Annotated in this window: 34 protein-coding genes; 2 read left to right on the forward strand and 32 right to left on the reverse strand. The window is 34.1% G+C overall.

The window, feature by feature from the left end; translation table 11 throughout:
• Nucleotides 1-11 precede the first annotated feature (11 nt).
• The 11 genes from accB to QNH24_RS16335 all read right to left on the reverse strand — a co-directional run bounded on the left by accB (nt 12) and on the right by QNH24_RS16335 (nt 7,300).
• On the reverse strand, nt 12-512 hold the full coding sequence (gene accB, locus QNH24_RS16285; RefSeq protein ID WP_283868604.1) for an acetyl-CoA carboxylase biotin carboxyl carrier protein: 501 nt from the start codon (nt 510-512) through the stop codon (nt 12-14).
• 200 nt (nt 513-712) lie between these two features.
• Nucleotides 713-1,270, reverse strand: coding sequence for a SpoIIIAH-like family protein (locus QNH24_RS16290; RefSeq protein WP_283868605.1), 558 nt, complete (start codon nt 1,268-1,270; stop codon nt 713-715).
• A complete protein-coding gene (locus QNH24_RS16295; RefSeq protein WP_054771636.1) occupies nt 1,271-1,690 on the reverse strand; it encodes a hypothetical protein in 420 nt (139 codons plus the stop codon).
• 207 nt (nt 1,691-1,897) lie between these two features.
• Nucleotides 1,898-2,809 carry a stage III sporulation protein AE gene (locus QNH24_RS16300; protein WP_283868606.1) on the reverse strand — a complete coding sequence of 304 codons (912 nt, stop codon included), beginning with the start codon at nt 2,807-2,809 and terminating at the stop codon, nt 1,898-1,900.
• 12 nt (nt 2,810-2,821) lie between these two features.
• Entirely contained in the window at nt 2,822-3,199 is a 378-nt protein-coding gene (locus tag QNH24_RS16305) for a hypothetical protein (RefSeq protein WP_283868607.1), read from the reverse strand.
• Nucleotides 3,200-3,205: 6 nt separating this feature from the next.
• Nucleotides 3,206-3,415, reverse strand: a complete 210-nt coding sequence (locus QNH24_RS16310; protein ID WP_012295089.1) for a hypothetical protein — start codon at nt 3,413-3,415, stop codon at nt 3,206-3,208.
• 115 nt (nt 3,416-3,530) lie between these two features.
• Nucleotides 3,531-4,538, reverse strand: coding sequence for an NAD(P)H-dependent flavin oxidoreductase (locus tag QNH24_RS16315; protein ID WP_283868608.1), 1,008 nt, complete (start codon nt 4,536-4,538; stop codon nt 3,531-3,533).
• 202 nt (nt 4,539-4,740) lie between these two features.
• A complete protein-coding gene (gene efp / locus QNH24_RS16320) occupies nt 4,741-5,298 on the reverse strand; it encodes an elongation factor P (RefSeq protein ID WP_283868609.1) in 558 nt (185 codons plus the stop codon).
• 17 nt (nt 5,299-5,315) lie between these two features.
• Nucleotides 5,316-6,377 (reverse strand): M24 family metallopeptidase, encoded by a 1,062-nt coding sequence (locus tag QNH24_RS16325; RefSeq protein WP_283868610.1) that lies wholly within the window; start codon nt 6,375-6,377, stop codon nt 5,316-5,318.
• A 2-nt stretch (nt 6,378-6,379) separates the two neighbouring features.
• Nucleotides 6,380-6,814: a type II 3-dehydroquinate dehydratase gene (gene aroQ / locus QNH24_RS16330; protein WP_054771001.1), complete on the reverse strand. Its 435-nt coding sequence runs from the start codon at nt 6,812-6,814 to the stop codon at nt 6,380-6,382.
• A 66-nt stretch (nt 6,815-6,880) separates the two neighbouring features.
• Complete coding sequence (locus QNH24_RS16335) at nt 6,881-7,300, reverse strand: hypothetical protein (protein ID WP_054771000.1); 420 nt, start codon at nt 7,298-7,300, stop codon at nt 6,881-6,883.
• Between the two features lie 171 nt (nt 7,301-7,471).
• Between QNH24_RS16335 and QNH24_RS16340 the strand changes: the two genes are divergently transcribed.
• Complete coding sequence (locus tag QNH24_RS16340) at nt 7,472-8,404, forward strand: DUF1385 domain-containing protein (RefSeq protein WP_283868611.1); 933 nt, start codon at nt 7,472-7,474, stop codon at nt 8,402-8,404.
• 56 nt (nt 8,405-8,460) lie between these two features.
• Here QNH24_RS16340 and QNH24_RS16345 read toward each other — a convergent pair whose 3' ends face one another.
• From QNH24_RS16345 to QNH24_RS16445, 21 genes are all read right to left on the reverse strand, one after another.
• A complete protein-coding gene (locus QNH24_RS16345) occupies nt 8,461-9,186 on the reverse strand; it encodes an ABC transporter permease (protein WP_283868612.1) in 726 nt (241 codons plus the stop codon).
• A complete protein-coding gene (locus QNH24_RS16350) occupies nt 9,183-9,908 on the reverse strand; it encodes an ABC transporter ATP-binding protein (RefSeq protein WP_283868613.1) in 726 nt (241 codons plus the stop codon). Before QNH24_RS16350 ends, QNH24_RS16345 begins: the two co-directional genes overlap by 4 nt.
• Nucleotides 9,898-10,365 (reverse strand): DUF3021 domain-containing protein, encoded by a 468-nt coding sequence (locus QNH24_RS16355; RefSeq protein ID WP_283868614.1) that lies wholly within the window; start codon nt 10,363-10,365, stop codon nt 9,898-9,900. The genes QNH24_RS16350 and QNH24_RS16355 overlap by 11 nt, the downstream gene beginning before the upstream one ends.
• A gap of 9 nt (nt 10,366-10,374) precedes the next feature.
• Complete coding sequence (locus tag QNH24_RS16360) at nt 10,375-10,821, reverse strand: LytTR family DNA-binding domain-containing protein (protein WP_283872870.1); 447 nt, start codon at nt 10,819-10,821, stop codon at nt 10,375-10,377.
• A 253-nt stretch (nt 10,822-11,074) separates the two neighbouring features.
• Complete coding sequence (locus QNH24_RS16365; RefSeq protein ID WP_283868615.1) at nt 11,075-12,001, reverse strand: alpha/beta hydrolase fold domain-containing protein; 927 nt, start codon at nt 11,999-12,001, stop codon at nt 11,075-11,077.
• 332 nt (nt 12,002-12,333) lie between these two features.
• Nucleotides 12,334-12,819, reverse strand: a complete 486-nt coding sequence (locus QNH24_RS16370) for a hypothetical protein (RefSeq protein ID WP_283868616.1) — start codon at nt 12,817-12,819, stop codon at nt 12,334-12,336.
• A 53-nt stretch (nt 12,820-12,872) separates the two neighbouring features.
• On the reverse strand, nt 12,873-13,583 hold the full coding sequence (locus QNH24_RS16375; RefSeq protein ID WP_283934513.1) for an MraY family glycosyltransferase: 711 nt from the start codon (nt 13,581-13,583) through the stop codon (nt 12,873-12,875).
• A 341-nt stretch (nt 13,584-13,924) separates the two neighbouring features.
• Nucleotides 13,925-14,101 carry a cysteine-rich KTR domain-containing protein gene (locus QNH24_RS16380; RefSeq protein ID WP_283872871.1) on the reverse strand — a complete coding sequence of 59 codons (177 nt, stop codon included), beginning with the start codon at nt 14,099-14,101 and terminating at the stop codon, nt 13,925-13,927.
• 36 nt (nt 14,102-14,137) lie between these two features.
• Nucleotides 14,138-14,875, reverse strand: a complete 738-nt coding sequence (locus tag QNH24_RS16385) for an ABC transporter permease (RefSeq protein ID WP_283868618.1) — start codon at nt 14,873-14,875, stop codon at nt 14,138-14,140.
• Nucleotides 14,876-14,877: 2 nt separating this feature from the next.
• Nucleotides 14,878-15,615: an ABC transporter permease gene (locus QNH24_RS16390; protein ID WP_283868619.1), complete on the reverse strand. Its 738-nt coding sequence runs from the start codon at nt 15,613-15,615 to the stop codon at nt 14,878-14,880.
• Nucleotides 15,608-16,531 (reverse strand): ABC transporter ATP-binding protein, encoded by a 924-nt coding sequence (locus tag QNH24_RS16395; protein ID WP_283868620.1) that lies wholly within the window; start codon nt 16,529-16,531, stop codon nt 15,608-15,610. Before QNH24_RS16395 ends, QNH24_RS16390 begins: the two co-directional genes overlap by 8 nt.
• A 15-nt stretch (nt 16,532-16,546) precedes the next feature.
• On the reverse strand, nt 16,547-17,326 hold the full coding sequence (locus tag QNH24_RS16400; RefSeq protein WP_283868621.1) for an ABC transporter permease: 780 nt from the start codon (nt 17,324-17,326) through the stop codon (nt 16,547-16,549).
• Nucleotides 17,327-17,423: 97 nt separating this feature from the next.
• Nucleotides 17,424-18,347, reverse strand: coding sequence for a sensor histidine kinase (locus QNH24_RS16405; protein WP_283868622.1), 924 nt, complete (start codon nt 18,345-18,347; stop codon nt 17,424-17,426).
• A gap of 2 nt (nt 18,348-18,349) precedes the next feature.
• Nucleotides 18,350-19,048 (reverse strand): response regulator transcription factor, encoded by a 699-nt coding sequence (locus QNH24_RS16410; protein WP_283868623.1) that lies wholly within the window; start codon nt 19,046-19,048, stop codon nt 18,350-18,352.
• Complete coding sequence (locus tag QNH24_RS16415) at nt 19,038-19,220, reverse strand: helix-turn-helix domain-containing protein (protein WP_283868624.1); 183 nt, start codon at nt 19,218-19,220, stop codon at nt 19,038-19,040. Before QNH24_RS16415 ends, QNH24_RS16410 begins: the two co-directional genes overlap by 11 nt.
• Before the next feature lie 521 nt (nt 19,221-19,741).
• The gene (locus QNH24_RS16420; protein ID WP_283868625.1) at nt 19,742-20,752 is read right to left on the reverse strand and encodes an LCP family protein; all 1,011 of its coding nucleotides are present in this window, start codon (nt 20,750-20,752) and stop codon (nt 19,742-19,744) included.
• Nucleotides 20,745-21,269, reverse strand: a complete 525-nt coding sequence (locus QNH24_RS16425) for a sigma-70 family RNA polymerase sigma factor (RefSeq protein WP_283868626.1) — start codon at nt 21,267-21,269, stop codon at nt 20,745-20,747. The genes QNH24_RS16420 and QNH24_RS16425 overlap by 8 nt, the downstream gene beginning before the upstream one ends.
• A 590-nt stretch (nt 21,270-21,859) precedes the next feature.
• Complete coding sequence (locus tag QNH24_RS16430) at nt 21,860-22,519, reverse strand: CPBP family intramembrane glutamic endopeptidase (protein WP_283868627.1); 660 nt, start codon at nt 22,517-22,519, stop codon at nt 21,860-21,862.
• A 573-nt stretch (nt 22,520-23,092) separates the two neighbouring features.
• On the reverse strand, nt 23,093-23,812 hold the full coding sequence (locus QNH24_RS16435) for an ABC transporter permease (RefSeq protein WP_283868628.1): 720 nt from the start codon (nt 23,810-23,812) through the stop codon (nt 23,093-23,095).
• Entirely contained in the window at nt 23,812-24,600 is a 789-nt protein-coding gene (locus QNH24_RS16440) for an ABC transporter permease (RefSeq protein ID WP_283868629.1), read from the reverse strand. Before QNH24_RS16440 ends, QNH24_RS16435 begins: the two co-directional genes overlap by 1 nt.
• A complete protein-coding gene (locus tag QNH24_RS16445) occupies nt 24,584-25,321 on the reverse strand; it encodes an ABC transporter ATP-binding protein (RefSeq protein ID WP_283868630.1) in 738 nt (245 codons plus the stop codon). The genes QNH24_RS16440 and QNH24_RS16445 overlap by 17 nt, the downstream gene beginning before the upstream one ends.
• 362 nt (nt 25,322-25,683) lie before the next feature.
• On the opposite strand from QNH24_RS16445, the gene QNH24_RS16450 reads away from it, so the two are divergent.
• Nucleotides 25,684-26,397 (forward strand): LytR/AlgR family response regulator transcription factor, encoded by a 714-nt coding sequence (locus QNH24_RS16450; RefSeq protein WP_283868631.1) that lies wholly within the window; start codon nt 25,684-25,686, stop codon nt 26,395-26,397.
• Nucleotides 26,398-26,570 lie beyond the last annotated feature (173 nt).

The following is a 26,570-nucleotide window of genomic DNA, read 5'->3' on the forward strand; positions in this document are numbered from 1 at the left end:
GTTTGCACTCCTTACTCAGCTTTTACAAGGAATAATGGTTGTCCGTATTCTACTAATTCGCCATCTTTAACAAGTACTTCAACGATTTCCCCTTGAACTTCTGCTTCAATTTCGTTGAATAGCTTCATAGCTTCTACGATACAAACGATTGTTTCGTTACCTACTTTGTCACCCACTTTAACATAAGCTGGTGAGTCTGGGTTTGGAGCTTGATAGAAAGTACCAACCATTGGTGATACAACTTTATGTAACGATGGGTCGTTAGCTGTTGTTGCTGATGCAGCTGGTGCTTCTTCAGCTTTTGCTGGAGCTGCTGGTGCTACAGGTGCTGCTGGTGCAGATTGTTGTACAACAGGGGCTACTACTTCTTTTTTCGGTGCTACAGTTTCAGTAACAACAACACCATTCTTTTTTAACTTAACTTTTGCGCCATCTACTTCATACACGAACTCGTCGATTGAAGAAGAATCTACTAATTTAATGATTTCACGAATTTCTTGAATTTTGAACATTTCTAACTCTCCTTATGAAATAAAATCTACTACAAGCACTATTTTATATTTTTTTCGAACAATTTGAAATAGTTTAATGAAAATTAAGTAAATATGAACAAAATAAAAGGCTTTCCTTTACTAAACGAAAGCCTTTTCATTGCACTGATATATAACAAGGACCTATAAATAAACAGAATATTCCTTTTTTTCTTTATCTTTTAATAGTTATTAGCATTGAATTTCACTTGTACATCATTTGCGCCTTCCCACTCCGTTTTTACTAAATAAATGATTTCATTTGCTTGAGATTTTGACAGCTCCTCCGCCATAACTGTAACAGATACTTTGTCACCGTCCGCTTTGACAAACGCATCAGAGTAGCCTAAAGATTTAATTAACATTTCTAGCATTGCTTCTGCCGATTCTTGTTTAATAAGACTATCAATGTCATTAAAGGCTTTATTTTTTTCGTCTGCAGTGGCTTCTTGAGAAGCAATTTTCTGTGTTAATTGTTGACGAAGCTGACTTCTTTCATCACTCACTTGCATGCGCATTTCTTCAAACAAATGGCTCGGCGAGGAGACTTCCTGTGTCATGCCCTCTTTCGTAGCCTCTTGATCTGTTACACCTGAAACGGCAGTTTGCTGTAAAGTATCATCAGTAAAAATAGTTAGTCCATTAAATTGTTTTGCTGGATCAACCAAATAATACACTGAAATTACTGCTACTAGACTTAATAATGTCATAAACCAAACTGTTCTTCTACGTACGCGCATTTACTTTTCCTCCTTATTTTCCATTGGAACAATAATTATTCGATGTATCGGTAACTGCATCACTTGACTGACAACCGCACGAATCTCATTTTTCACAAAGATATCTTTGGCACCTTCTGAAACAATGAGCAGGCCTGTTACTTCTTTCGTGCTTTGCTCAGTCCCTCGAAAATATTGGCTAAATAGTTTATTTTCGTCCTTCTCATCAGTCATCTCTCCGTAATAAAGATATACTTTAACCTCCCCAACACCTTGCATTGCCTTCAGTGTCTGTTCCAGTTTTTCTTCATTGGTTGACGGTGTTACTTGATTATTTGTGGAACTCGTTTGATACATTGGTAAAACGATGAAAATTCCTACGGAGGCGGCAATAAGCATTAAAATCATAAATGACGTTGTTTTTTTTCGTGCCTTTTCCACATCACTTGTACATTGCCTCCTTTCATCTTCTCTTTTTCAAGTGTATGTACGCTTGTTTCTTCCTATGAATTGATAAATGGAATCTTTAATAGCAATTGCAAAAATACTAACGTAATCACCAGTTTTGTCAGTGAAATTATTTCTTTATCATCTGTCAAAAAGACAAATATCTGACATACAAAGAGCAATGCCAATAAAAGAATCAATCTATCTCCCCCCAGCCATAACTTGTACAAAAACGATGAGGAAAAAACAAGAAAACATAAATGAAAAAGCAATTAAAAATGATACTGCACATAATGTAAATAGAGATTTACTAACGTGATCTAGTAATCTGCATATATCATCAAAAGCAATCGGCTCTAAAATAGCTGCCAGTAGCTTTAACGAGTAAGCACTGATAACAAGCTGTACCGTTGGAATAAAGGACACAGTAATAACGGCTATAAAGGCACTAATACTACTAATTGAAGAGGAAAATTGTGTCATATGCTGGAACATTGAAAAACTATCAACGATAAAAGAACCTACCACTGGAATATTTTCTTCAATTAATTTTTTAACAGGCTCTGCAACTGCTGCATTCACACTAAATGCCGCTACGCCACTTGCCGACATTAAAATAATGTAGCAAATGACAGATGCAGAGACGATGCTCATAATGGTAAAACGGATTAATTCAGCAATTCTTGTAAAGGAAATTTCTTTCACTATGACACTACACACATCAAATACAATGGCAAATAACACACCTGGTATCAGCCACTTACTACTAACTATTGTTAGGACTTGTACAAAAAAGAGTAAGAACGGCTGCCAGGAAGCAATTGCCGTAATACTACTTGATAACAGAAAACTTGAAGTAAGGATAGGATAAAATGCTGTAAATATGTGGGCAAGTCCCTGTGCTATTTCATCAATTAGTTGAAATGATTTCACTACGACAGGTCCTATTGTTGCGAGCACAATCAGAAAGAATAGTATTCTTGTCCCTTTTTCAAATGTAGGTAATAGCATATTCACGATTAAAATTATGATGACATAGCCACATAGTGTGAGCGTCATCTTCAGCAAGAGAAAAAATGGATCAATTAAAAATGACAGTATCTGCTCCTGCATGACCTTCGCCCCTTAGTTTAGCCGTTGTAAAATAGCAGACACCTCCTGTAAAACAGCCAAAAATTCTTTAAACCAATACAATAAAATGACAATCTTAACCCCATCAATAACAATGTTTCCGAGTACTTTATAATTTTGCTCTACAAGTAACATCGACACCCATTGCCCCACATAAAAAAGACTGGCACTTATGACAATCGCTTTTGCATATGGCAAAATAGCTAACGTCTCTAGCAGCTGCTTGATGAACGGCAATAAGAGCGTCGAAAACAACATACCGAACAATAAAAATGAAAACATTACACTTATTAGCGCATGGAGTGGCTGTATGACTTCTTTTATAAGTAATAATAAAAGCAGCATGACAACAGCAACGATGACAATTTCCATCTACACTTACCCTGAAGAGGTCAGCCATTGAAAGAATGTAAGGATTTCGTTAAAAAATAGACGTAAAAATCTCAACAATTCCGCTGTCATGTATAGATAAGCAATGAAAAAGAGGAAAAACGAAAATTCCTTTTTCCCTGTTTGGTCAAAGAAAACATGAAGAAGCGCAACTACTAGTCCCACTCCAGCGACTCTTAATACGTCTTGCAATTCCATACATACGCCCCCTCGTGTACAGCAATATATGTTGCAATCAATAAAAAAAGACCTCTATACATTTGTATAGAGATCTACTATTTAAAGACGAGTCGTATGAAAAAATAACATACAATTATAGTAATTTTTCAATAATGCTTTTCACAGTGCCTGTTTGTTTTACTAAATAGCATTTTTCCCCCATCCACATGGATAGATATTCAGGATTCCCCTGTTCCGCACTTTCTTTACGAATCGTAGTCGTTAATTGATTTTGCAAAGGATAGGGAGCTACTGGTGCATCTTTCATTCGTTCCGTAAAATCATTCGCTAAGCCTCTTGCTGGTTTTCCTGTAAATGCACGAGTAATTGTCGTTTGCTGTGCTTTTGATTGGAGTACAGCATTTTTATAGAGCGGTGAAATTTCACACTCATCTGCCACTAATAAAGCCGTGCCAATTTGAACAGCCTGTGCACCACTGGCTAAAGCTATTTCTACATCTTCTTTCGAGACAATTCCCCCTGCAGCTATAATAGGAATAGAAATCTGTCCAACTACTTGCTGCAATAAGTCAGGTAATGTAATTAATTGCATAGGCTCAGTGAAGGAACCACGATGACCTCCAGCTTCACCACTTTGAAGAACTACAGCATGCATCCCCTCCTGTTCCACACGCTTTGCCTCTTCTAATGTAGTGGCTGTACCGATAACAAATACCTTATTATCCTTTAAGCGTTGAATAACATCTGCAGAAGGTATGCCAAATGTAAAGGAACAAACAGCGACATTTTCATCAAGAACGGCTTGTACTTGTCCTTCAAATACTTCCTTGGACATAACACTCTGTACAGGTGAAAGGCCTAATTCATCATAAAATGGTTGTAATGCCATCCGAGCTTTTTGAAGGACTTCGATATCAATACGTGGATCTTCCTGCACAAATAAATTGACAGCAAAGGGTTTCTTTGTAAGCTTTTTTACTTCCTGGATAAAGTTTTTTGTTTGCTCTCCATCTAAATAACCCGCTCCTATTGAGCCTAAAATACCTTCCTCCGCACAGGCAGCAACAAATTTGGGTGATGTTACACCTGCCATCGGTGCTTGAATTATTGGATAAGGTATCCCTAATGTTGTTTGTAGCATAGCACTCACTCCTTACGTTTATTGTAACATTTCTTCCATGTATAACCATCAATCGGATGATAGAAACAATTGCTAGGCTAGTAAAAAAACATACAATGCCTCTATCGAATGGCACAAAAAGCAGTTTTTTTTGCTTTATATGTATAAAAAACAAATAAAAACCTACTCTGACGTTTAGAAAAGAGTAGGTTTTTTAAAGGCATTACGCACGAGAAACGTATGAGCCCTCTTCTGTATTGATAATTAACTTATCACCTTGGTTAACAAAGAATGGCACTTGTACAATAAGCCCTGTTTCAAGTGTAGCAGGTTTTGTACCACCTGAAGCTGTATCACCTTTGATACCAGGCTCTGTTTCTGTTACTTCTAGCTCTACTGTGTTTGGTAACTCAACACCTAGCATTTCACCTTGGTATGATTGGATATAAACTTCCATATTTTCTCTAAGGAATTTTAATTCATATTCAATAGCAGCTGAAGCTAGTTCAGTTTGCTCGTATGATTCTAAGTCCATAAACACATGCTCGTCACCTTGTGCATAAAGATATTGCATTTTACGGTTGTCAATTTGTGCCTTTTCAACTTTCTCACCAGCACGGAATGTTTTTTCATTCACTGAACCGTTACGCAGATTACGTAATTTAGAACGAACAAACGCAGCACCTTTACCTGGTTTAACGTGTTGGAAATCTAACACGCGATATAATTGGCCATCTACAATAATTGTAAGACCTGTACGAAAATCGTTTACTGAAATCATTTGTGTTCCTCCAAATTTTATAAAATAATAAGCTCTTTTGACGAATGTGTTAGCAGCTCATTACCAGTCTCTGTGATTAAGATATCATCCTCAATACGAACACCACCGATACCTGGTAAATAAACTCCTGGTTCAATCGTGACGGCCATCCCTGGCTCTAACACCGTATCTGAACGCATTGATAAGCCAGGACCTTCATGTACTTCAAGACCAATTCCATGTCCTAATGAATGACCAAATGCCTCACCATAGCCTTTTTCTTTAAGGTAATCACGTGCAATCGCATCTGCTTGGATGCCTGTTAGACCAGGACCTACCTTTTTAAGTGCTAATAGCTGGGAAGCAAGGACTGCATTATACATATCCACTAATTTTTCAGAGGGCTCGCCAACTGCCACAGTACGTGTAATATCCGAAATATAGCCATTGTATAGTGCGCCATAGTCTAATGTGACAAAGTCGCCTTTCTCAATCACTTTATTCGTTGCAACGCCGTGTGGTAGTGCTGAACGAAGACCAGATGCAACAATAGTATCAAATGAGGACTGGGTTGCTCCTTGTTTACGCATGAAAAATTCTAATTCATTCGAAACCTCAAGCTCTGTTTTACCAGGCTTGATAAAGTCTAAAATATGTGTAAATGCGTGATCAGCAATTTCACACGCAACCTTAATAATATTAATCTCTTGTTCCGTCTTAATCAAGCGAATTTTTTCAATTAGCCCAGAAATCGGCACTAAATCAGCTTGAATCTTACTTTTATACAGTTCATATGTGCCAAAGCTGACAGTATCTTTCTCAAAGCCCAGTAATTTAATACCCATGTTTGTTACTTGCGTTGCAATTTCTTCAATAATCGTTGCCTCGTGCTGTACGATTCGAAAATCCTGTACTTGTGCAGCCGCTTGCTCTGTATAACGGAAATCTGTGATAAATACAGCATCATTTTGAGACACAATCGCTACGCCCGCTGTACCTGTAAAACCAGTCATATAACGACGGTTGTACCCGTTTGTAATTAAAATGCCATCGATGTTTTGTTCTTGAAGTGCCTTACGTAGCTTTTGCAATTTCAACATAATCAATTCTCCCTCTCAATAAATGTGCGTAGTGCCAGTTCATAGCCTTTCGTACCTAGTCCACAGATTTGGCCAAGGCATGCCGGAGCAAGATAGGAATGATGACGGAAAGCCTCACGTTTGTGGATATTTGAAATATGTACTTCGATAACTGGCACAGTGATTCCAGCAATGGCGTCATGTAACGCGATGCTTGTATGGGTATATGCACCGGGATTAAAGATAATACCATCATATTTTTCGTCCTCTGCTTCATGTACCCAATCGATTAGTACCCCTTCATGATTGGATTGACGAAATTCAACTGTAGCACCTAAAGAAGCCGCAAGATTTTGAACATTTTCTCTAACATCTTCTAATGTTTCATGTCCATAAATATGTGGCTCTCGTTTACCCAATCGATTTAAGTTTGGTCCATTCAAACATAATAACTTCACGCATCTTCGCCTCTTTCTATGTACTTGCCATTTATTTTATCATACACGACGTATACAGCAACTATTTCATTTTTGAGCTGTATGTTCTTTCTGATGAAAATTCGCTGTTTCAAGCAAGAAACGTAGGAGACAAATAACGACCACCATAAAGGGAATCGATAATTTTTTAAAGGAGGAAAGCTGCAAAGGCAAATCAAGAACAACCCACTCTAATGTAATCGTCACAAATAAACCAAGTAAAAATGAAGATAAAACAGCTGGAATAATATAGACATATCTCAACACAATAAATAATAAAAAGCCTATGATGAATAAACATAAAATAAGAAAACTCCAATGAAAGAGTTTTGAGCTTTCTTGAAAAAGCCCCAATTTCTTATAAAAACCTACTGGACTCCATTTAATAAGATGAAAGTAATGTAAGCCCTTTAAGCACAATGCTAAAACAAGGGCACTGACAAGGGAAGTTATACTAGCTATTTTCAAATAAAATCCTCCTAATTAGTATACTTGATTGATTTTTAAATTGTTCATTATTTCCTTAACTGTACGAATAGTGTAGCCATATAGAAATTTTACTATGCGTAACTCTAGAGGTTTTTCATTAAATTTAGTACAATGGTACAGTTGAAATATATATAGAGAGTGGTGTTAGCCTTGAGCAATTCACCTGTATACGGGGGACAAGCACAATTAGAAGGTGTAATGTTCGGAGGAAAGGAACATACGATTACAGCCATTCGCCGTAACGATGATTCCATTGATTATTATCATTATAAAAAAGTTCAAAATCCTATTTTACAAAAGTTAAAAAAGGTTCCATTTGTACGCGGTGTTGTGGCGTTGATTGAATCGGCCGGACTAGGCTCACGTCATATGCAATTTTCGGGGGATCGTTACGATGTTACACCTGGTGAAGAAGAGGAGCATAAAGAGGAAGGCTCTAAGCTGCAAATGATTTTAGGCGTTGCCGTTGTTGGTATACTTTCCTTTTTGTTTGGAAAATTCGCCTTCACATTAATTCCTGTATTTATAGCGGACTTTTTCTCAAAATGGATTGAGGGGAAAACTGGACAAATTCTACTTGAAAGTGGCATAAAGCTACTTTTACTATTAACCTATTTATATTTTATATCGTTAACTCCTATTATTAAACGAGTATTCCAATACCATGGTGCAGAACATAAGGTGATAAATTGCTATGAAGCTGGTATGGAGATAACAGTGAAAAATGTACAAGCTCAATCACGCTTACATTATCGTTGTGGTAGTAGTTTTATGCTATTCACTGTCTTTGTCGGCATGTTTTTATATTTCTTCGTGCCCACTGATCCACTATGGTTACGCATCGTGGACCGTATTTTATTAATTCCTGTTGTACTTGGTGTTTCTTTCGAAGTACTACAAGCTACAAATGCATGCCGTAACCTCCCAGTGTTACGCTTCCTTGGCTATCCTGGCTTATGGCTTCAATTACTAACAACTCGTGAACCAAAGGACGATCAAGTGGAAGTAGCGATTGCTTCCTTTAATATGCTGCTGCAAGTGGAAAAACAGCCAGAAATTGCAGCTACACTAAATCACGACTAAAAATAAAGGGCAGTTCAAACTAGAAATAGTTCTAGCTTGAATGCCCTTTTTATCGATTAGCCACGCATCTTACGTTTAAATAGGAGGATAGCGATTGCAAATATGACGATTGTGTAACCAATGACAATAACAAGTGGGATGAAAGCATCTGTATAGCTTGTGCTTTGAATTGCACGTGCTGCACTCACAGTATGAACAAATGGTAAAAATTGTGCAATTGCTTGAAAAGTACCACCAATCATATCAGGCTCGAACCAAGTTCCGCTAAACCATGTAGATACATTTACAAATATGGCAAAGATACCGCCAACCTGCTTATCCGTAAAAATTGTCCCAAACAATAAGCCTAAGCCAATATACAGTAAGGAGATAATCATAAGTCCCCCTACCATCCATAGAATAGAGCTATCCAGTGACAGCCCTAAAAACATGGCAGCAAGCAAACACAATATAATTTGTAAAAATGCAATGGATAACAAAGGCAGAACATAGCCTAGAATATAATCTCCTGCTGACATAGGAGAGGCAAAGATGCGCATTAAAAAGGAGGAGCTTCTATCCTTCCCAAGTAGCATTCCTGAAAAAAGAGTAAGAAAGGAAAAACTAAAAACAATAACACCTGGAGTTAGATTACTAATTTCATAGAAGGCAAATGGCATATTTTTTTGCATAACTGAAAATAAGCCCATAAGCAGAATCGGTAAGCCTAAGCCAATTAACAGTGTTACTGGATCACGAACAATTTCCTTATGATTTCTTGCCGCAAACACATTAGCCCTCAACATAAGCCCTCCTCTGTGTATGCTAAAAATATTTCTTCCAAGGATGATTGTTTTGTTTCATGCATCAATTGTTGAATTGTGCCAAGCGCACATAGCCTGCCATGATGCATAATCCCTACACGATCTGCAAGCACCTCGACCTCTTCTAAATAATGAGTTGTTAAAACAATCGTTACCTTTCCCTTTAATCCGCTTAGTATTTTCCATAAATCACGGCGCGCACGTACATCCAGCCCCAATGTAGGTTCATCGAGAAAAAGTATTTTAGGATTTGACATCATAGCCATTGCAATGCTTAATCGACGCTTAAATCCACCTGATAGGGTTTTGGCCTTGTCGTTCTGACGTTGTGAGAGGGCAAACAACTCCATATTTGCGTTCGCCCGTTCCCTTGCCTGTGTTTTGGAGCAACCATAAATTCGACCTAAAAATAGTAAATTTTCAATTACTGTTAAATTGGGTGCAACTGCTGATTCCTGTGGAGAAATATTCATAATCTTTTTTGCCGCAACCTGATGGTGAACGATGCTTTTTCCATCCAACAGAGCATCACCATCTGTTGGCAACAAAAGTCCGCAAAGCATTTTAATTGTGGACGTTTTGCCTGCTGCATTTTGACCAAGAAGTGCAAAAAACTCACCCTGCTTTATGCTGAATGATAGCTGATCCACTACTACTTTTTCGCGGTAACATTTGGTTAGTTCCTTTATTTCAATTGTCATGCAACTCACCTTCCTTTTTTAACATCGCATTGATCTGTCCAATATCACGCTTTGAAAATTTATATTGCAATAGCCATGTCATAACATATGTTCCTAAAAAACTTGCGAGTAAGGAGAACATATTTGCCATCGTTTTCGGCATCCATAACGTCATGACAATTGGTATCCAAACAATTGCCGTTACAGCAAAATGCACGATATATTGCTTTAACATCCCCCATCTGGCTATTTCAAAAAGTAATGCAGCTAAAGCAAATGTTATCCCAATCAAACCTGTTAGCAAAATCTGAGCGATAATAGCCATTGCTTCACTTGGGAAAAATGCTTGAAATTCTGGAACAACCCAAGCATAGCCCTCTTGTTCGATCCCCATTGCTACAAAAAATTGTACTAATAGTCCAAGGGTAACACCGATTACAAATCCTCCTACAATACGTATCAGTATGTCTTTATGCACATTTTCACCTCATAATCCTAACTGCTTTTTAATTTTTGTGACGTAGCGCCTTGATGCATATGTGTTGATATTTCCTACTAGTTCAACCCCAATTGTTCCTGTTCTGCTAATATCCATGCGTTTAATCATATGGCGATTGACAATTTCAGCATTTGAGATTCGTACAAATATCTGCATATTTAGCCTTTCCTCCAGCTCATACAAACGTAAGCGTACTGTATAGATTCCCTTTAATGTTTGAACGAAGACCTTTTTCTGTTCCGTATAAATGCGGACGATATCCTGACAATTGATAACCTCAACCCCTCTATCTGATAACACCGATAATGTATGGATTCCAGCTGAAGCAATACAATGCATAAGATGCTCAATTTCATCTGTCATCTCTGCTGTATGAATGGTAACCTTTGGCTCTATACATTTAGGGTCAACGGAAACTTCTACCTTCAATATCATCACAGTCCTTTCTACCGCCTTCACTATAAATTTTTCCTTTAACAATGTAAATAAATTTTCGACGATTGGTCATTTTCCGAGGATAACTGGCTCGAAAACAAAAAAAGTTCCTAATCTTTTTTGATATTTTCTTAAAAAATCTATCTAAAAAAGCGTGTTTTGAATTAATCAAAACACGCTTTTTCTATACTCAACTATTATCTAAAGCTCTTTTTAATTGAATAACGAACTTAAAATGATCCTATTTCAACATTTAATTCCCAATAATATTAATAATTTTCTGTTGAGCATCTACGGCTTCAGGGATAGGCATAGCTACAAACACATGATTCATTTTAGGATAAACAAAGGTAGTGATGTCAATGCCTTGTTCCGTTAGTTGTTCATCAAATTTTATGGCATCTGGATATAAGCTTTCGTGTGTTCCAATAAAATGAGTAATTTTCCCAAGCCCTTTAAAGTCACCGTAAATTGGACTAATTAACGGGTCCTTTAAATGTTTATCAGCTGCCCAAATCTTTGTAATAACTTCCATGCCCATACTCGCTAGCATCGGGTCCTTTTCCTCATATTCAGGTAAAAGAGGATTTTCTAAACCCATATCAACACATGCTGATAGTAAAATAATATCTTTTGGTTGTGGTAGATTATTTCTCTTCAAAAGTTGGACCAGTCCAAGTGCTATATTTCCGCCTGCCGAATCTCCTATGATGGTCAATTGATGGAAGCCTTCAATAGTTCCAAGAATTTCTTTATATAGGTTTAGGATCTTTGGGTAGGTATCTTTATAGCTAAAATGTGGTACTTTAGGATAAATGGGCGCAATAATTTTCGCATTTAACGATTGCGCTATTTTATCCATAAGCATCCAGTGCAAATTTAAAGGTTGATTCGTCCAAGCACCACCATGTATATAGAGAATAACTTTTTGATTCAAGAACTTTTGGTCGTTTAAAGTAAAAACCTGCATACCTTCAAATACCTGCTCCTTACTATCACTTAAAAATTTAACATCATCCCCAATCACATAGGGCTGAATATTTTCAATTCCCCTTTGCTTTATAAATTGCTCGGTATTTTCAATACTAGAAAAACTTATTTTATTACTCTGGGAAAATAACAATTTTTCAAATTGAACACTTTCCTCAGAACGCTCACCATTAAAAATTTCTACACTCATGTTCCTCACTCCTTTAAACATTTTGTTTCATAATACAAAATGTGTTTTGAAAAGTCTTAACAAGCTGGAGAGCAGATCTTAAATTTATGGAGAATTTTTAAATTTCCCTTTATTTCTTTATCAAATTTTATAGGATAATCTTCTGTACCATTCATTCAAGTTGCTGGTTCAACAATATGGCTCAATTGTTGAATAACAAGTCTAAAAAAATAAATTTTTTTAACTGCGATGATTGATAGTAAAGCAAAGTAGGCCATAACAAAAGGACTGTAGTGAATTTTACGCACAAGTCTTGTGGTTAATGAGTGAAGTATCTATTCTTTTCACGTTATTTAGGGAAGTAACTCTACCTTTACCTTTAGTTTTATATCCATAGGAAACCCTTCCTCTTGTACAAGATAAGATATGACATAAGCTCCTTCAGGTAATCTATCAAATACCTGTTCAAAATTTTCATTACTTCTTAAAACGCCATTTATTACATTTTTTCCTTTGTCTATATTTCGGATTTTATATAAAAAGCTTTCAGTACCAGTATTTGATAAGGATACTTTAACCGGAACACTCCAATTATTAATAAAATATGATTTACTTTCACCTATAGGAGACGCTATCTCTTCATCAATTACAAGTGGATGAAAAACTCCTATTGATTTTTCTTCTTTTTCATTTTGAGGGATATCTAATGCAACAGGTTCAGTATTTACAACTTCCGAAATTAATTTTAAAGATGATTCTTCCGTTTTAGATGTAAATGTATTGCACCCTGATAAGAGTATAATAAAAGTACTTACACAAGCTAATTTATAAATTTTCATAACTTCTCCTATCTAAATGGTTAATAGTTATTACTATAGAGAAACTTTCATTTCTAGATAATACGATATTTACGTGAAGATTGCATAATAACCAAAATAATAGTTAACCCAACAACGAAATACCACATTATATTAAAAGTAACTATAAACATTAATCCACCAAAGAATATAGCTGTTATAGTGCTAACTAAAATTGATGTTATACTCGTAAATTTATCTGAAATAAAATAATATAAAGTAAATGGTAATGCTAAAGTAAATAACGGGATATAAATTGTTACAATAGATGTTTTAATGAAAGATATTGAAAGTACTGCTATTATGAAACCTACTGACATAATAATCGTTCTTCCTACAAATACTTTACTTGAAAAATAACCATATAGCATAATAAACAAAATCACTAAACAAGTACAAAATCCTATTATTAGAACAAATGAATGGCCCATGACGTAAGCTGCAATTGAGAAATAAACTAAAGAAACAAATGGCAACAGCAATATTGAAGTATTTTGCGCTTTTTCTATATTCATTACATTTGTAAAACCTACAAGAACTAATAAAGTAAATGGAATCGTCAAATATCCTAATTCAAAGTGATTTCCTAGATTAATATAACTAACCTCGAGTTTGCCGACCACTATTAATACAAGCGACACATAAATTTGACCAATCAACCCCCAAATGCTTGATAATTTAAAAGCTTGAGTAAGCTTATCCATCATTACAATTAAAACGATGCAGATTAATAAGGTTAAATACAACAAATTATCCCCTCCAAAATAATTCTTTAGAAATACTTAAAGCAATAAATATATCCTAAATTATACAGTATAGGTAATGAACAACCAAATACAATTATTGAACTAAACAGCACCGTTTGCTCAATAAAAAAGCTACCTTTGATTTCGGTAGCCTAATCTTTAACTCTTGACACTCTTTAATTTCAATTACAGTAACCCAATTGTTTTTACCTTAAATATTAAAAAGTGCGTTAATCTACATTTCATTAACTTCCTAGGAAAATAAATAACACCCGAAACCTATATATATCAAGGGTTTCGGGTGTTTTAGTGAAGTCGATTATTTGCGTTAATTTACATTATCAGCTCTGCGTCTTTGCGTCTGGCTCTTTGATAATAGTCATTTTAAATCCTTTTACATCTACTAACGTTTCATTTTTACATTTAGGGCAGAATAGAGGAAAGTTTTTCAATTCAGTCTCTTCACGAACTTTTAATCTTGTTTTATTATCACAAACAGGACGATATGCCCATTGCATTTTTACTACAATTACATCTCCGAAATTTTCTAACAATTAAACCTTTGAACTATTCTTATTGAATCTCATGATAAATAATATTGATACTGTTCCACATAAAATTAAACTTATTAAACTTAGGATAATCTCTGATGAAGTTGCTTCATAATATCCTGATATATTAAACACTGCTGTAATTGGATAGATAGCACGTAATGTACTTTGCATACTAGCAAACAATCCTAAAAAGGCAAAAACTTCTGCAAAAATCAGTGCTAACCAATGGCTTCCTTTTAACTTGTACACCAGTGTTATAATTGGAGAAACTGCCAAGAAAAAACCAATTCCAGTCAAAAGATACATCTTGAAATTATTCAATATTGTGTTGAGGTTCAGTAGAGAAAAATGGAGAGATAACTCAACAGTTAATGCAATCAGGAAAACAAAACCATATAGGAGCAATGAGTAGAATGCAGTCATAAGCAGTTTTGCAATAAGCATTTTCGATATGCTCACTGGAATGAGAACAAGTGATTTCAATGTATCATCTTGAATTTCTCTACAAATGATATATGTTCCCATCAAAGCAATAATTGCAGGAAATACATAAAAACTTCCCAAAGATTGTATAGCTGTTAAATACCATTCAGGCTCATCAATGTATCTCTCACCATAATATATGAATTGTCCTTGCATAAATACAATCACAGCTACGATTATTGTTGAAAATATAGCAATCTTAAAGATATTAGACCTCTTTAATTTTAACCTTTCAGCCCATAAATATAGTGTCATTTCTACAGCACCTTTCCTTTTCTTAAAACATTTATTGCCAATGCGATTGAGGTGCCAGACCAAAGAGCAATAGACAATAGTGCTTTCCAAATCTGTACGGGGTCTTTCATAACAACGCCTTCAATATTTCTCATAAGAATACCAATAACACTTGATAATGGGTGGAGGTACATGTTTCCCATAAGTAAAATAAATCCAAAAAAGACATAAACTATTGTGGTAGACACAGGAAGAATGTATCCTTTTTGTGTTGTTGCTAGAGCAAGAATAGGAATCATCCCAAAGGGAAGTAAAGCTCCTATTTCTAAGCATTTCAGTATAAGATTAAGAACACTAGTGTTTGTAATTTCTATTAACCCCGAAACACTTCCTATGACTATAGAGCCACTGGCACATATCAGCATGAAACAAATGGAGTAAAGCCACATAACACAAAATTTGCTAATAATAAATCTAAGTTTTCCAACTGGAACAATCCACAGTTGTGTTAATAAATTGTTTTCTACTTCTTGATAAACTAACATTGTAATCAACATTCCCAATACAAACGGAAGAATAAGCCAAGTTGTATATGAAAATGCCGTCCATCTATAAAACTTAATAGGTGTCAGATCCACTTGACTGCCTGCCTTAAAATAAAGGACAGCAACGAGTGGCATGAGCAAAGCAGGGATAAACATAAACCAAATAAACTTTTTTCGTTTCAATTTTAGAAATTCAGTTTGAATTAAACTAAGCAATTCCCTCTCCTCCTGTTATTTTCTTAAAATAATCTTCAAGAGTGTCATTGCATAGTTGCGAACTAATAACGGATATATTCTCAAGCATTAAAGTCTTATTTACTAAAGCCATATCAATATGAGCTTTATAGATACGTAATATGTTATCTGCTTGAACAGAGTATTCTGATATGCCAAGTTTTTGTTCTAAAATAACCGCTGCTCTTGCAGTATCAGATACTTCTAATTGAACATATTTATCATTCATTTTTTGTAGATGAACTAAACTATTTTCTTCAAGTAAAACACCATTATGAATAATACCAATGTCATCTGCCAAAAGTGCAATTTCAGATAAGATATGGCTAGAAATAAGAATAGTAATTCCACGTTCATTACATAGATTACGAATGAACTTTCGAACTTCTGCAATCCCAATAGGATCAAGCCCGTTTGTTGGTTCATCAAGTATCAGTAACTCGGGCTCATGAAGTATCGCATTAGCAATACCTAAACGTTGCTTCATACCCAAGGAATACTTACTGAATACTTTTTTATCTTTGTAAGGTAAACCAACAATTTCTAATGCGTGCTTGACTGCATCTGGTTTTGCAGTCCCACGAAGCTTAGCAAATATTTCAAGATTTTCAGTCCCTGTTAAGTTTGGATAGAATCCAGGAGTTTCAATAATCGCTCCAATGCGTGGATAGATTAGTTTTTCATTTCCTGTAATTGATTTGCCGAAAACTGTAATTTTACCTGAATTGGTTGTCGTAAGACCTAAAATCATTTTCATAATTGTGGTTTTTCCTGCACCATTACGTCCAAGCAATCCATAAATACGTCCTTTTTGAACATGGAGATTGACATTATCAACCACTTTTTGCTCTCCGTATATCTTAGTAAGATTTTTTGTTTCAATAAGATTTTTCGTCATAATTAAATCCTTTCATTAAAGAGTTTGTTTTTTCAAGAGATAAAGAGAAAGTACTATAGACAAACCTGTAATTGCCAAAATACTTATAATGCTTACTGTATAACTTGGTATTGTAATCATTGTTTTACTTATTTGTGTCATTCTAACAACCATATCATTTGCTACAGACGAGGAGTAACTATAGATGGATAGTGAACTTGCTAACGGGTGCAATCCCATCAATGGTGCGGGTACAACAATCACAGGTAGGATATACATAAGTGTAATTCCTATTGGTAGCAAATAACTTTTCCCTGCTACTGCGAAAACAATAATTGGCAGCATTGATAAAGGAATTAAGATACTACCCTCTAAAAACAAAATGAACGCTTCTAGTATTGTCTGTGTATTAAAATCTGGAAAACCACCAGCAATATTTGCACCTACTATCGTTATAATGAAGGTATACATACAGATTAGAAATGATAACCCAAATACCAAAGTAATCTTTGAAAAATAAATCTGTGTCTTAGTAATTGGAATAATTAACAATTCTTTAAGTGTGTTACCTGAATATTCGTCAAAGAATAGCGAAGTACCGAACATTCCAAGAACAACAGGTAGAAATAGAACGCTCATATTCTTAAAAGCTAAAGTATATAGATCTCCAAAGCTATCCATAATCTCACTAGTTCTAGGTATATGAATAGCCCGCTCTACTACAAAGACAGCAAGTAAAGTCGTAAAAACAAAGATTCCAATTTTTATCTTTTTTCGCTTTAATTTAGAAATCTCTGCTTGAATGATAGTAAACATGTTGTTCCTCCTTTCAAATCCAGTTTATCAAAGAAATCTTGCCATAACCTTGCAGAAATCTTGTTTGTTTCTTGCAAATAAAAAAAGCTCTCAAAAATCAAAGAGCTTTTGGGAATATTATGGTAAATGTCATTCCGCCATTTAATGAATTATCAGCACTGATTGACCCATTATGTAGATGAACAAGTTCTTTAGCAATAGCAAGTCCTAAACCATTTCCGTTTACCGAACGTGATTCATCACTTTGATACAATCTATCGAAAATATGTGGTAAGTCCTTTGTTGGAATGCCTTTCCCATTATCACTTATTTGAACAATAACATCATGGTCTTTATCACCAATTTGCAGATCAATCTGTGTTCCCTCACTATGAATGAGAACATTTTGAAGCAAATTATTGATAATTCTTATAAATGCGTTAGGGTCTAACTGAATAAAACACTCTGTATCAGAAATATCAATGTTGTACTCAAAATTGTTCTCTTCAAAGGTTGGTATCCAATCTGTTAATATGTCACGAGTTAATTCGTTTATATCTTGTCGTTCAAGTTGGAAGCCCTGTTCTTTTGCGTCAAGTTTTACCCAGTCAAACAGAGATTCTACAAATCCTTTAAGATGGTGGGCTTTAGTCAAAGCCACCTCTAAATATTCTTCTTTTTCTTCTCCTGTTACAATACGCTCTTGAACTGCTTCTAAATATCCAACTAATGAAGTTAAAGGAGTTTTTACATCATGGGAAAGACTGGTCATAAGTCGTTTATAGGCTTGTTCAGATTGCTTTAACTTAATGAGCTGAACTTGATTATTAGTAACCATATCATTGATGGAATAACAAATTGTTTTCGTCATATCATTTTCTCTAACAAGAATACGACGATTTAAGTTTCCTTGCTTAATATCATCTAAAGAATCTTCAATAATAGAAAGCTTTTCAGAAACCTTATAGAGTTTTAAAATCAAGTAAACAATAACTACAAAGCAAAGAATTAAAATAATAAGTAGAATGTGAATCCAGTTCATGATTATGCCTCCTTATTGAAACGATAACCTACACCATGTACCGTCAAAATATAAAATGGCTGGTCTGAATTAGGTTCTATTTTCTTTCTTAGTTTACTTACAAAGGACATAATATTACTGTCATCAAAAGCATAGTCATCTTCCCAAACTTGTGTGTATATTTGTTTCTTTGTAAAGACACGACCTTTGTTTGTTGCTAAAAACACCAACAAATCAAACTCTTTTCCAGTTAAATCAATTGGTTTTTCTTGAACATGAACAGTCCTTGTTTCTTTGTCAATAACCATACCTTTAAAGGTAAGAATACTGACTGAATCTCCATAATTAAAAGTAGTATATCTTCTAATGAGAGATTGTACCCTAGCGATAAGTTCGTTAATGCTAAATGGCTTTGTCAAGTAATCATCTGCTCCAAGACTAAGACCTGTTACTTTATCTGGCTCACTTCCTTTAGCAGTTAGCATAAGGACAGGAACGTTACTATATTTTCGTATTTCAGATAAAACTTGAAATCCATCTTTATTTGGTAACATAACATCTAAAATGATAAGTAAGTATGTGTCCTTTTCATTCATCAATTGCAGTAACCCTGTTTGCCCGTTATAAGCAACATCTGCTTCTAGGTTAACCTGTGATACACATTTTTTAACTAGAGAGCATAATTCTATATCGTCATCTATTATGAGTATCTTATTTGTCATGATTTTTCCTCCTAAATCTTTTATCTTGAGGTTTTGTTGCTGTCTTTGGTATCAACCACGTATTTCCAATCTTTATCGCACCATCAATGCGTCCAGAATTGCAATGATAAAGAACCATTCTGTCAGAAATACCCCATATACTCGCTGCTTCTTTCGTTGTTATGTAGTCCATTGTAATCCCTCCGATAATATACAGTATATTTCGTTTATCCGAAATATACAAAAAAATCATAATAAAACTATTGAGCCCGCATTTTATATCAATGAAGGCTATTTTGTAGGCAGAAAAGTGTTTTAGTTTTATAGTGTAATTCCATGCACTTTTTTACAGTTAGTTTGACTAATAAAAAAAGATGTATAATGATAATAAAGTTATTGAATATTGATTAATAAAAGCTAAGAGCCTTACTACATTCTACGTAGCAAGGCTCTTTAAAATTTGTTTCAAATTACATCCATCTGTTCCTCCTTTTTCAATAGAGAATGAGAATTTCCGTGTCTTTTTAGGTAATCGACCAGAAGTGAGTGTAATTGGTAAATGGTCATAGGTGTTTTGATTGAAGCCAGCAATAAATAGATACGGCTTGTTGTCGTTTTTACCACCATCAAGTTTAGCATAACCAAATGTTTCAAAAAAAGCGTTAATCTACATTTCATTAACGCACCATAAGTATTACAAAAAAAATTTCCTATTTAGTTAAATGTGGTTAGTTCTTCTGAAATTGAATTTAAAAAATCTTTGTCAAACACCATGTAGTATTTACCATCTATCATATCATCTCTAATTCCATCAATTAAAGATAACGGTTTTATAGAATTTATTTCTATTTGATTCTCTAACCAATAATCCAGTGATGCATTAGCTTCTATTTGAGTAAGCAGTTCTTTTAATAGTGTTGGTGGAATTTCGTTTTCTGTTTTATTCATAACAGCATTCAGTATATTTAATAGGTTTTCTTCATCTAAGCCGCTTCCCTCTCCCACTGTAGCAGCCATCATTAATGCCACAATTTCTTCTCCATTCAAACGATGTAATCCTTTTTCAAAATCAAATGCTACTCTAGTTATCGCTCTTACTCGAATATCTTCTGGCAAATCGTAATCGATACCATTCACGGAATCAATTACCTTTGAAATGGTTTCTAAATCAATCACTGCATAATAATCAATTGGTAAATCTAATAGCTTTGAAACGGTTGTTCTTACATTTTCAGCACCTCCAAAACTATAGGCAAATAACAATTTATCGTATAAAGTAGTACCATCATTGTTATCTGCTAACGGTGCATACGTAGTTTGAGGGATTGATAAAAATTTCATCTTCTTTTTATCTTTACTATAAGTAAGTAAAAGGTTAAGATATATCCGATTATCCATTTCTTTTGACTTTACCGTAATTAAAGTGGTTATAAAACCTCCTTCCTCAACTACTGGCTTACTTGGAACACTTGTGTTAGATTTTTCATTAAAGCTTCCAGAAAGAATCGATGGCATAAACAAAAATATACACAAGCCAACCACTAATAAAGAAACTGTCAATGGCGCGAATTTTTTTGAAGAAGAAACAAGAGATTTTTTTTGCGTTTTATTTTTCATCTCCAGTTTATGAATTTGTTCAAATACTCCATTACGGTCTTCTTTCGTAAAATTTAGTTCTTGATCAGCCGTGTTATTAAATTTATCTCTTAATCTTTTATCATCCATTAAATTCTTCCTCCTTTATCATCGGCTCTAATCTTTGCTTTGCCCTTCTTAATCTAGTTTTCACTGTATTAACTGGAATATCCAAAACTATGGCAATTTCCTCTGTATTTAATGAGTCATAGTAATATAGATAAACTACTTCCCGATACACTTTTGGGAGAGAATAGATAGTATCTTTTATTCTTTCATTATTGTATTTATCGATAACTGTTTTTTCTGTTGATGGTAATATTGACTTTGCTGTTTCATTAATAAAACTTTTTACCTGTACCATTTTGTAATTCCAACTTTTTAAATAATCTTTACATTCGTTGATTGTTATACGATAGAGCCATGTTTTTATTTGTGCATCAAATCGAAACGAATCGAGGTTTTTGTAGCATTTGATAAACGTATTTTGAACCATATCCTTAGCAATCTCTGTATCTTTTACATAAGAAAATGCCAATCGCACCAACTCATTACCATATTCAATCATTATTTTTTCTAATATATAATCTTTTTCTTCTCTGTCCAATCCACTACCCTCCCCTTCAACCTACTTTAAATTCTGCTATTAGACGATTACCAAATCATAATAGGTTCAATTTTAAAAAAGTATTTATTTTTACCAAAGTTAGATTATTAAGTATTCAGCTACAGACTTATTATTTATAAAATTATTCCTAATTCTACCAAACTGCAAAAAGAGCTGTCTAAGCAGCCCAATGAACTTTAAGTAAGCATCAAATCCCTATACTTAATATAGGAAAATCGTATTAAATGTAATAATTACCTTAAATACTGATTATAAATAGATGATCTTTATATCTCAAAAAGGAAAAGAGAATGGTAACAATCGATTAAAGGGTGAATAAACAAACAATGGTAAATGAGAATGCTTTAAAGGGTGAAATTTTACCTCTCTCCTTGTTGTTATTTGGACAGTCTTCTCAGATTAATCAAATGGCCAGATTGTTGAACACAAGTTAACACTCTCCAACTATCCTACTCCATTCGTTTAAGATAGATGATGTTAACTTAAATATCCAACAAAAAAATCAATTCACCTCTAAAAAATCCATAGAGGTGAATTGAATAATTCCTCTTTATAATAAATCCTTTTGATTAAATGATGCTAAGAACATAATTATGAAATCCATGTAGTAAGATAACAGTCCATAATGAACCCGTCTTTTTAAAAACAAATCCAAATAGTAAGCCAATAAGAAAAACGTAAATATGAGAACCAAATTGAAAAATGATATCATTGTATATCCAAATTGGATAATGTATGACTAAAAATAATAAAGCCGTCATTATATTTGCTTTCCAAAAAGCTAATTTTTTATTGAACTCTTGTAAAATTAATCCTCTAAATACAATCTCTTCGGCAAGCCCCGCCATTAGAACAGTATTCAGATAGTCATCAAAAGATAATGAAAAATGAAAAGAAACACCATTAAAGATGAATGCTTCTAAAATTAAACCGGCTCCTAACAGTAGCGAAAGAAGAATTCCCCAAAACACACCTTCCTTCACATTAACATTCATTTTAAGATAGCTGAGTGGATCTGAATGTAAATGGATTTTTATATAAATCGACACTGGAACAATCCAAATGAGACTCTTAACCAATGCCTCTACTAGAGGGGATATTATTTCACCGAATGAATATATGTATTCCAATAACCATAATTCTTTAATGGTCCAAGCTAAATAAAAAAAGACTAGAAAGCCTATAATTATATTGATATCATTATTTTTTTCTTTGAATGCGGCACTCAAGTATGCCCACCTCTTTCACGTTTTATCTTTAATACAATTGAAGTTAAAGTAGGTTCTGAGGTTTTTCGTGTAAACTTATCCATGCGATTGAACTAAATATAGTTACAGAAAATTCAGTTTCATTTACTTCGTTAAACTATTCTAATGCACGCTAGTGATTTGTTTCTAAAATAAATCTATGTTATTTCCTCCTATTAGAAAACGATAAATAAGATTACTTTTAATTATTGGCTTTTCATCATCAATCAGGTATGACTTTTCCATTAGAAAACAAATTTGGAGCGGGATTGATTTATGTGAATTTTTTTATACCAAGCCTTATTGGCATAATATTGCAAACCACGATATATTGCATGTACATGTGTGTTGTTTAAGCTTAAAAAATCCCCTCATCTTTCCATACTCAGGGCTGTGGTCCACTACAATCTCAACTGTTCTATAACCATTTGAAAGCCCTCTAGTTAATTCATAAGGAATCTTTACATGAAACAAATTACGTAATTATACTGAAGAATTTGCAACAAAATCTTCAGTATAATTGCACTTTATTAATAGAATCAAGACTATATTAAATTAACGAACATTACGATATAAAAACAACCAAGCAGAAATGGTTAATAATAATACTACCCAAGAAAATTGAACCGCTAGCCCTGACCATTTATCCAATAATGTATTTACCTCAGGTATTGAAAAAAGATTCAATGTAGCAAGAGTAGGTAAAAATTTTGCCAACTGAGAAATTGCAAACAACATTTGGCTAAGTCCCAAAATAAGCGGTAACATGATAGCGATTGGTGCTATAAGTGATTTTGTTATAATTGATAAGGCAGAGGTAATCCAAGCTAATTGAATCCAACTAAGTATGGGGAGAGAAATACTTCCAAGTAACCGTATGATTAAAGTACCTGTCCATTCCATATCATGTTGAAAAAAAAGAACAAGTAAACTAAGTACACTTGAAACTATTCCTGTAAACACTACAATTATGGTAATATTCACAAATTTCACGCAAAATAATTTTAATCTAGATGGTTGTGTGAGAAGTGTTGTTCTTAAAGCAGAGTGCGAATATTCTTGTCCAAAACACCCCGCACTGGCAACAATAATTCCTGGGTGACCTAAATAGAGAGCTTGCAAGCACAGAGAAAGTATCTCCTTCTCACTCCCTGCCTTCGGGGTATCGGATGTTAATAAGAAAAGTAAGGGAACGATAATAGCTCCGATTACACCTAAAATACACCAACCAAAAGAAAAAAATTTAGTTTTCTCACTACGTAACGCGGTGTACATCAATATTTCCCTCCTACATCATTACGAATAAAAGCGTAATAAGATGTGATTAAAGTTAATATTAGCCATATGAGCAGTACCATGCCTCCGTTTAATGGATCATGTTTTAAAGGGTATGTTGGTGTTGCAAAGAGAAGATTACCTGCTGCCACAGGGAGATACTGCCCCCATTCCCATCTTTGCGCTAAATAATTTCCAAGATTATAAATCTGAGGAACCAAAAAAGCTAAAGGTATTATAGCATTTCTAAAGAGCATCCCGATCCCAAAAGAAAGTATGGTTAGTAAAATCCAATCCAGCACTGAAAAACCAATAAACTGCCAAGCTATTGTACTTAAATAAAATGGATGTAACCCTTGTTCCCCCAAACTAAAATGCGTGAAAAAAATTGTAGTAGTAATCGCTAAAAATGATATAAATGTACTGCATATTAAAAGTGCGAGTACTTTCGCACAAAAAACCTTTATACGACTACTTTGACTTAGTAAGGTTGTACGTAGTGTATGATGTTTATATTCACTTGCCCCTATAATTCCTCCAAAAACAACCATCAGTAATAACCCAAATGGCACTATATCAAATCCAAAATAATCCAAAGGCGGTAACGCTTCCACTAATTGCGGGTGAGTTTCTGGTGTCGCGTCTAAACCAATTTGAACATAGCTTTTTGCTGTGATAAATGCAAGTAATGGTTGAATAACGACAACTAAAGCACAAATTACCCACCACACTCTACTTGAACAAATCTTTATTAGTTCAAATCGTATGGTCCTAGAAAAAGTCGTCATCTTTTGCTTCACCTCCTTCTGTAAGAGAAAAGAACACATCCTCCAATGATTCTAGATTTTTCATAACATGCTGAAGTTCACCAGTTGCTATTACTTTTCCGTGATTAATAATAACTACATCGTCTGCCACAGCTTCCACTTCGGAAAGAAGATGTGATGACAACAAAATCGTCTTTCCCATGTCTGATTGCTGACGAATAAATTTTCTAAACCAGCGAATTCCTGTTGGATCAAGTCCATTGGTTGGTTCATCAAGAACAATATATTGAGGGTCTCCCAAAAGAGCTACTGCCAGTCCAAGACGTTGTCCTTCACCCAATGATAAAGTTCCCAGCCTAGCTTTGCTTTTTTCTGATAAACCGACTATTTTCAATACTTCGGACACACGACGGAAAGAAATGTTGTTACTTTGTGCTATGATTTTCAGATGGGTTTTTACCCTTCTAGAAGGCGTACCACCTATACCGTCAAATGCTGCTCCTACCACTTTCAATGGAGTATTAAATGTTACATAGTTACTTCCACCAAAAGTTGCCGTTCCTGTTGAACGATCAAGTCCTAACAAAATACGAAGTGTGGAGCTTTTTCCTGCACCATTTGGTCCAAGGAAGGCTGTGATTCTCCCTTCTTTCGCTTCAAATGACACATCTTTTAAAATATCTTTTTCTCCATGTCGCTTACATAATTGTGATATAACAATATTTTTTGTAGTATTCGTCAATATAAATATCTCCTTTGAAATTAGTATTGATTAACAGAATTTCAGTTTCTAAATTAAACAAATAGGAACTTAACATCGTTAATGGTTTCAGATAACTAAAAATATGTTTTAATAATAATCTATTTTTAAGCTATTTTTCTTATGTGTAACAAACTGCAAGTTATATGTAATTGTTGACATTATTGCTATTCTAGTCTAATGATAGAGAATAGGATCTTTTCTAATAATACTGTCTAATTAAACTGATTATGGAAGATGGTTGTAAAATGGTAGAAGTGGTAAACTATAAAAATAACAAGCATTTTCAGAATGTCTCAGGTTACTGTCTAGGACAAATATAGTAAGAATTTAGGAGTGAAACGATGGTAATAAAAGTTGCTATTTGTGATGATATTCCAGTTATTGCAAAGGCTATCGAAGATTTAATGTTAGAATATGACTCCTCGTTATTTGATATCGATATATTCTACAATCCTTTTCGTTTAATTGAATTACTTAAAGAAAATTCATATGATTTGTTTATTTTAGATTTTGAGTTTCCAAATCTATCGGGAATAGAGATTGCCGAGACCATTAGAAAAAATAATTATAATTGTCCAATTATCTTTATTACAAATTTCAAAGAATATATGGAAAAGGCTTTTAAGGTTAACACTTTTGATTACATTTTAAAACCAGTTACAAAAGACAAACTATATCCTACCTTGAATCGAGCTATTAAATATTTAGATTTAGATGATTCAAAATTTATGTTTACATTTAACAAAGTTTTTTACAGTCTTTCTTTTAGTGAAATTATTTACTTTGAAAAAAATAAAAGGAAAGTACTTATTCACACACCCTCTGATATATATGAAACGATTCTTCAAACAAAAGCCCTTTTATCCAAAATTAATGATAATTTTGTGCAGGTCCACAACTCGTTTATTGTTAATGTTAGATATGTAAAACAAATTAGCAATAATACAATTACTGCCAATTTAAATGATAAGCAAACTGTTGAAATACCAATAAGTCGTAAATTTATAGATAGTGCCAGAAAACAAATACTGATGAAGTTAAGAGACTTAATATAATGAAAGACACGATCGTTACATTTTTCAACTTTAATAATTTTCCTTATATACTTATCAATATGATCTTCACTGCTTTATTGTTTTTAGTTATCGTAAAGAGGACTCAGATAGATTTGAAAAAAGAGTTCCTTTTGGTAATTTATTTACTATTTATGTTTTTAATCTGTGATTTC

It is taken from the genome of Lysinibacillus pakistanensis, assembly GCF_030123245.1.
GTDB lineage: Bacteria > Bacillota > Bacilli > Bacillales_A > Planococcaceae > Lysinibacillus > Lysinibacillus pakistanensis.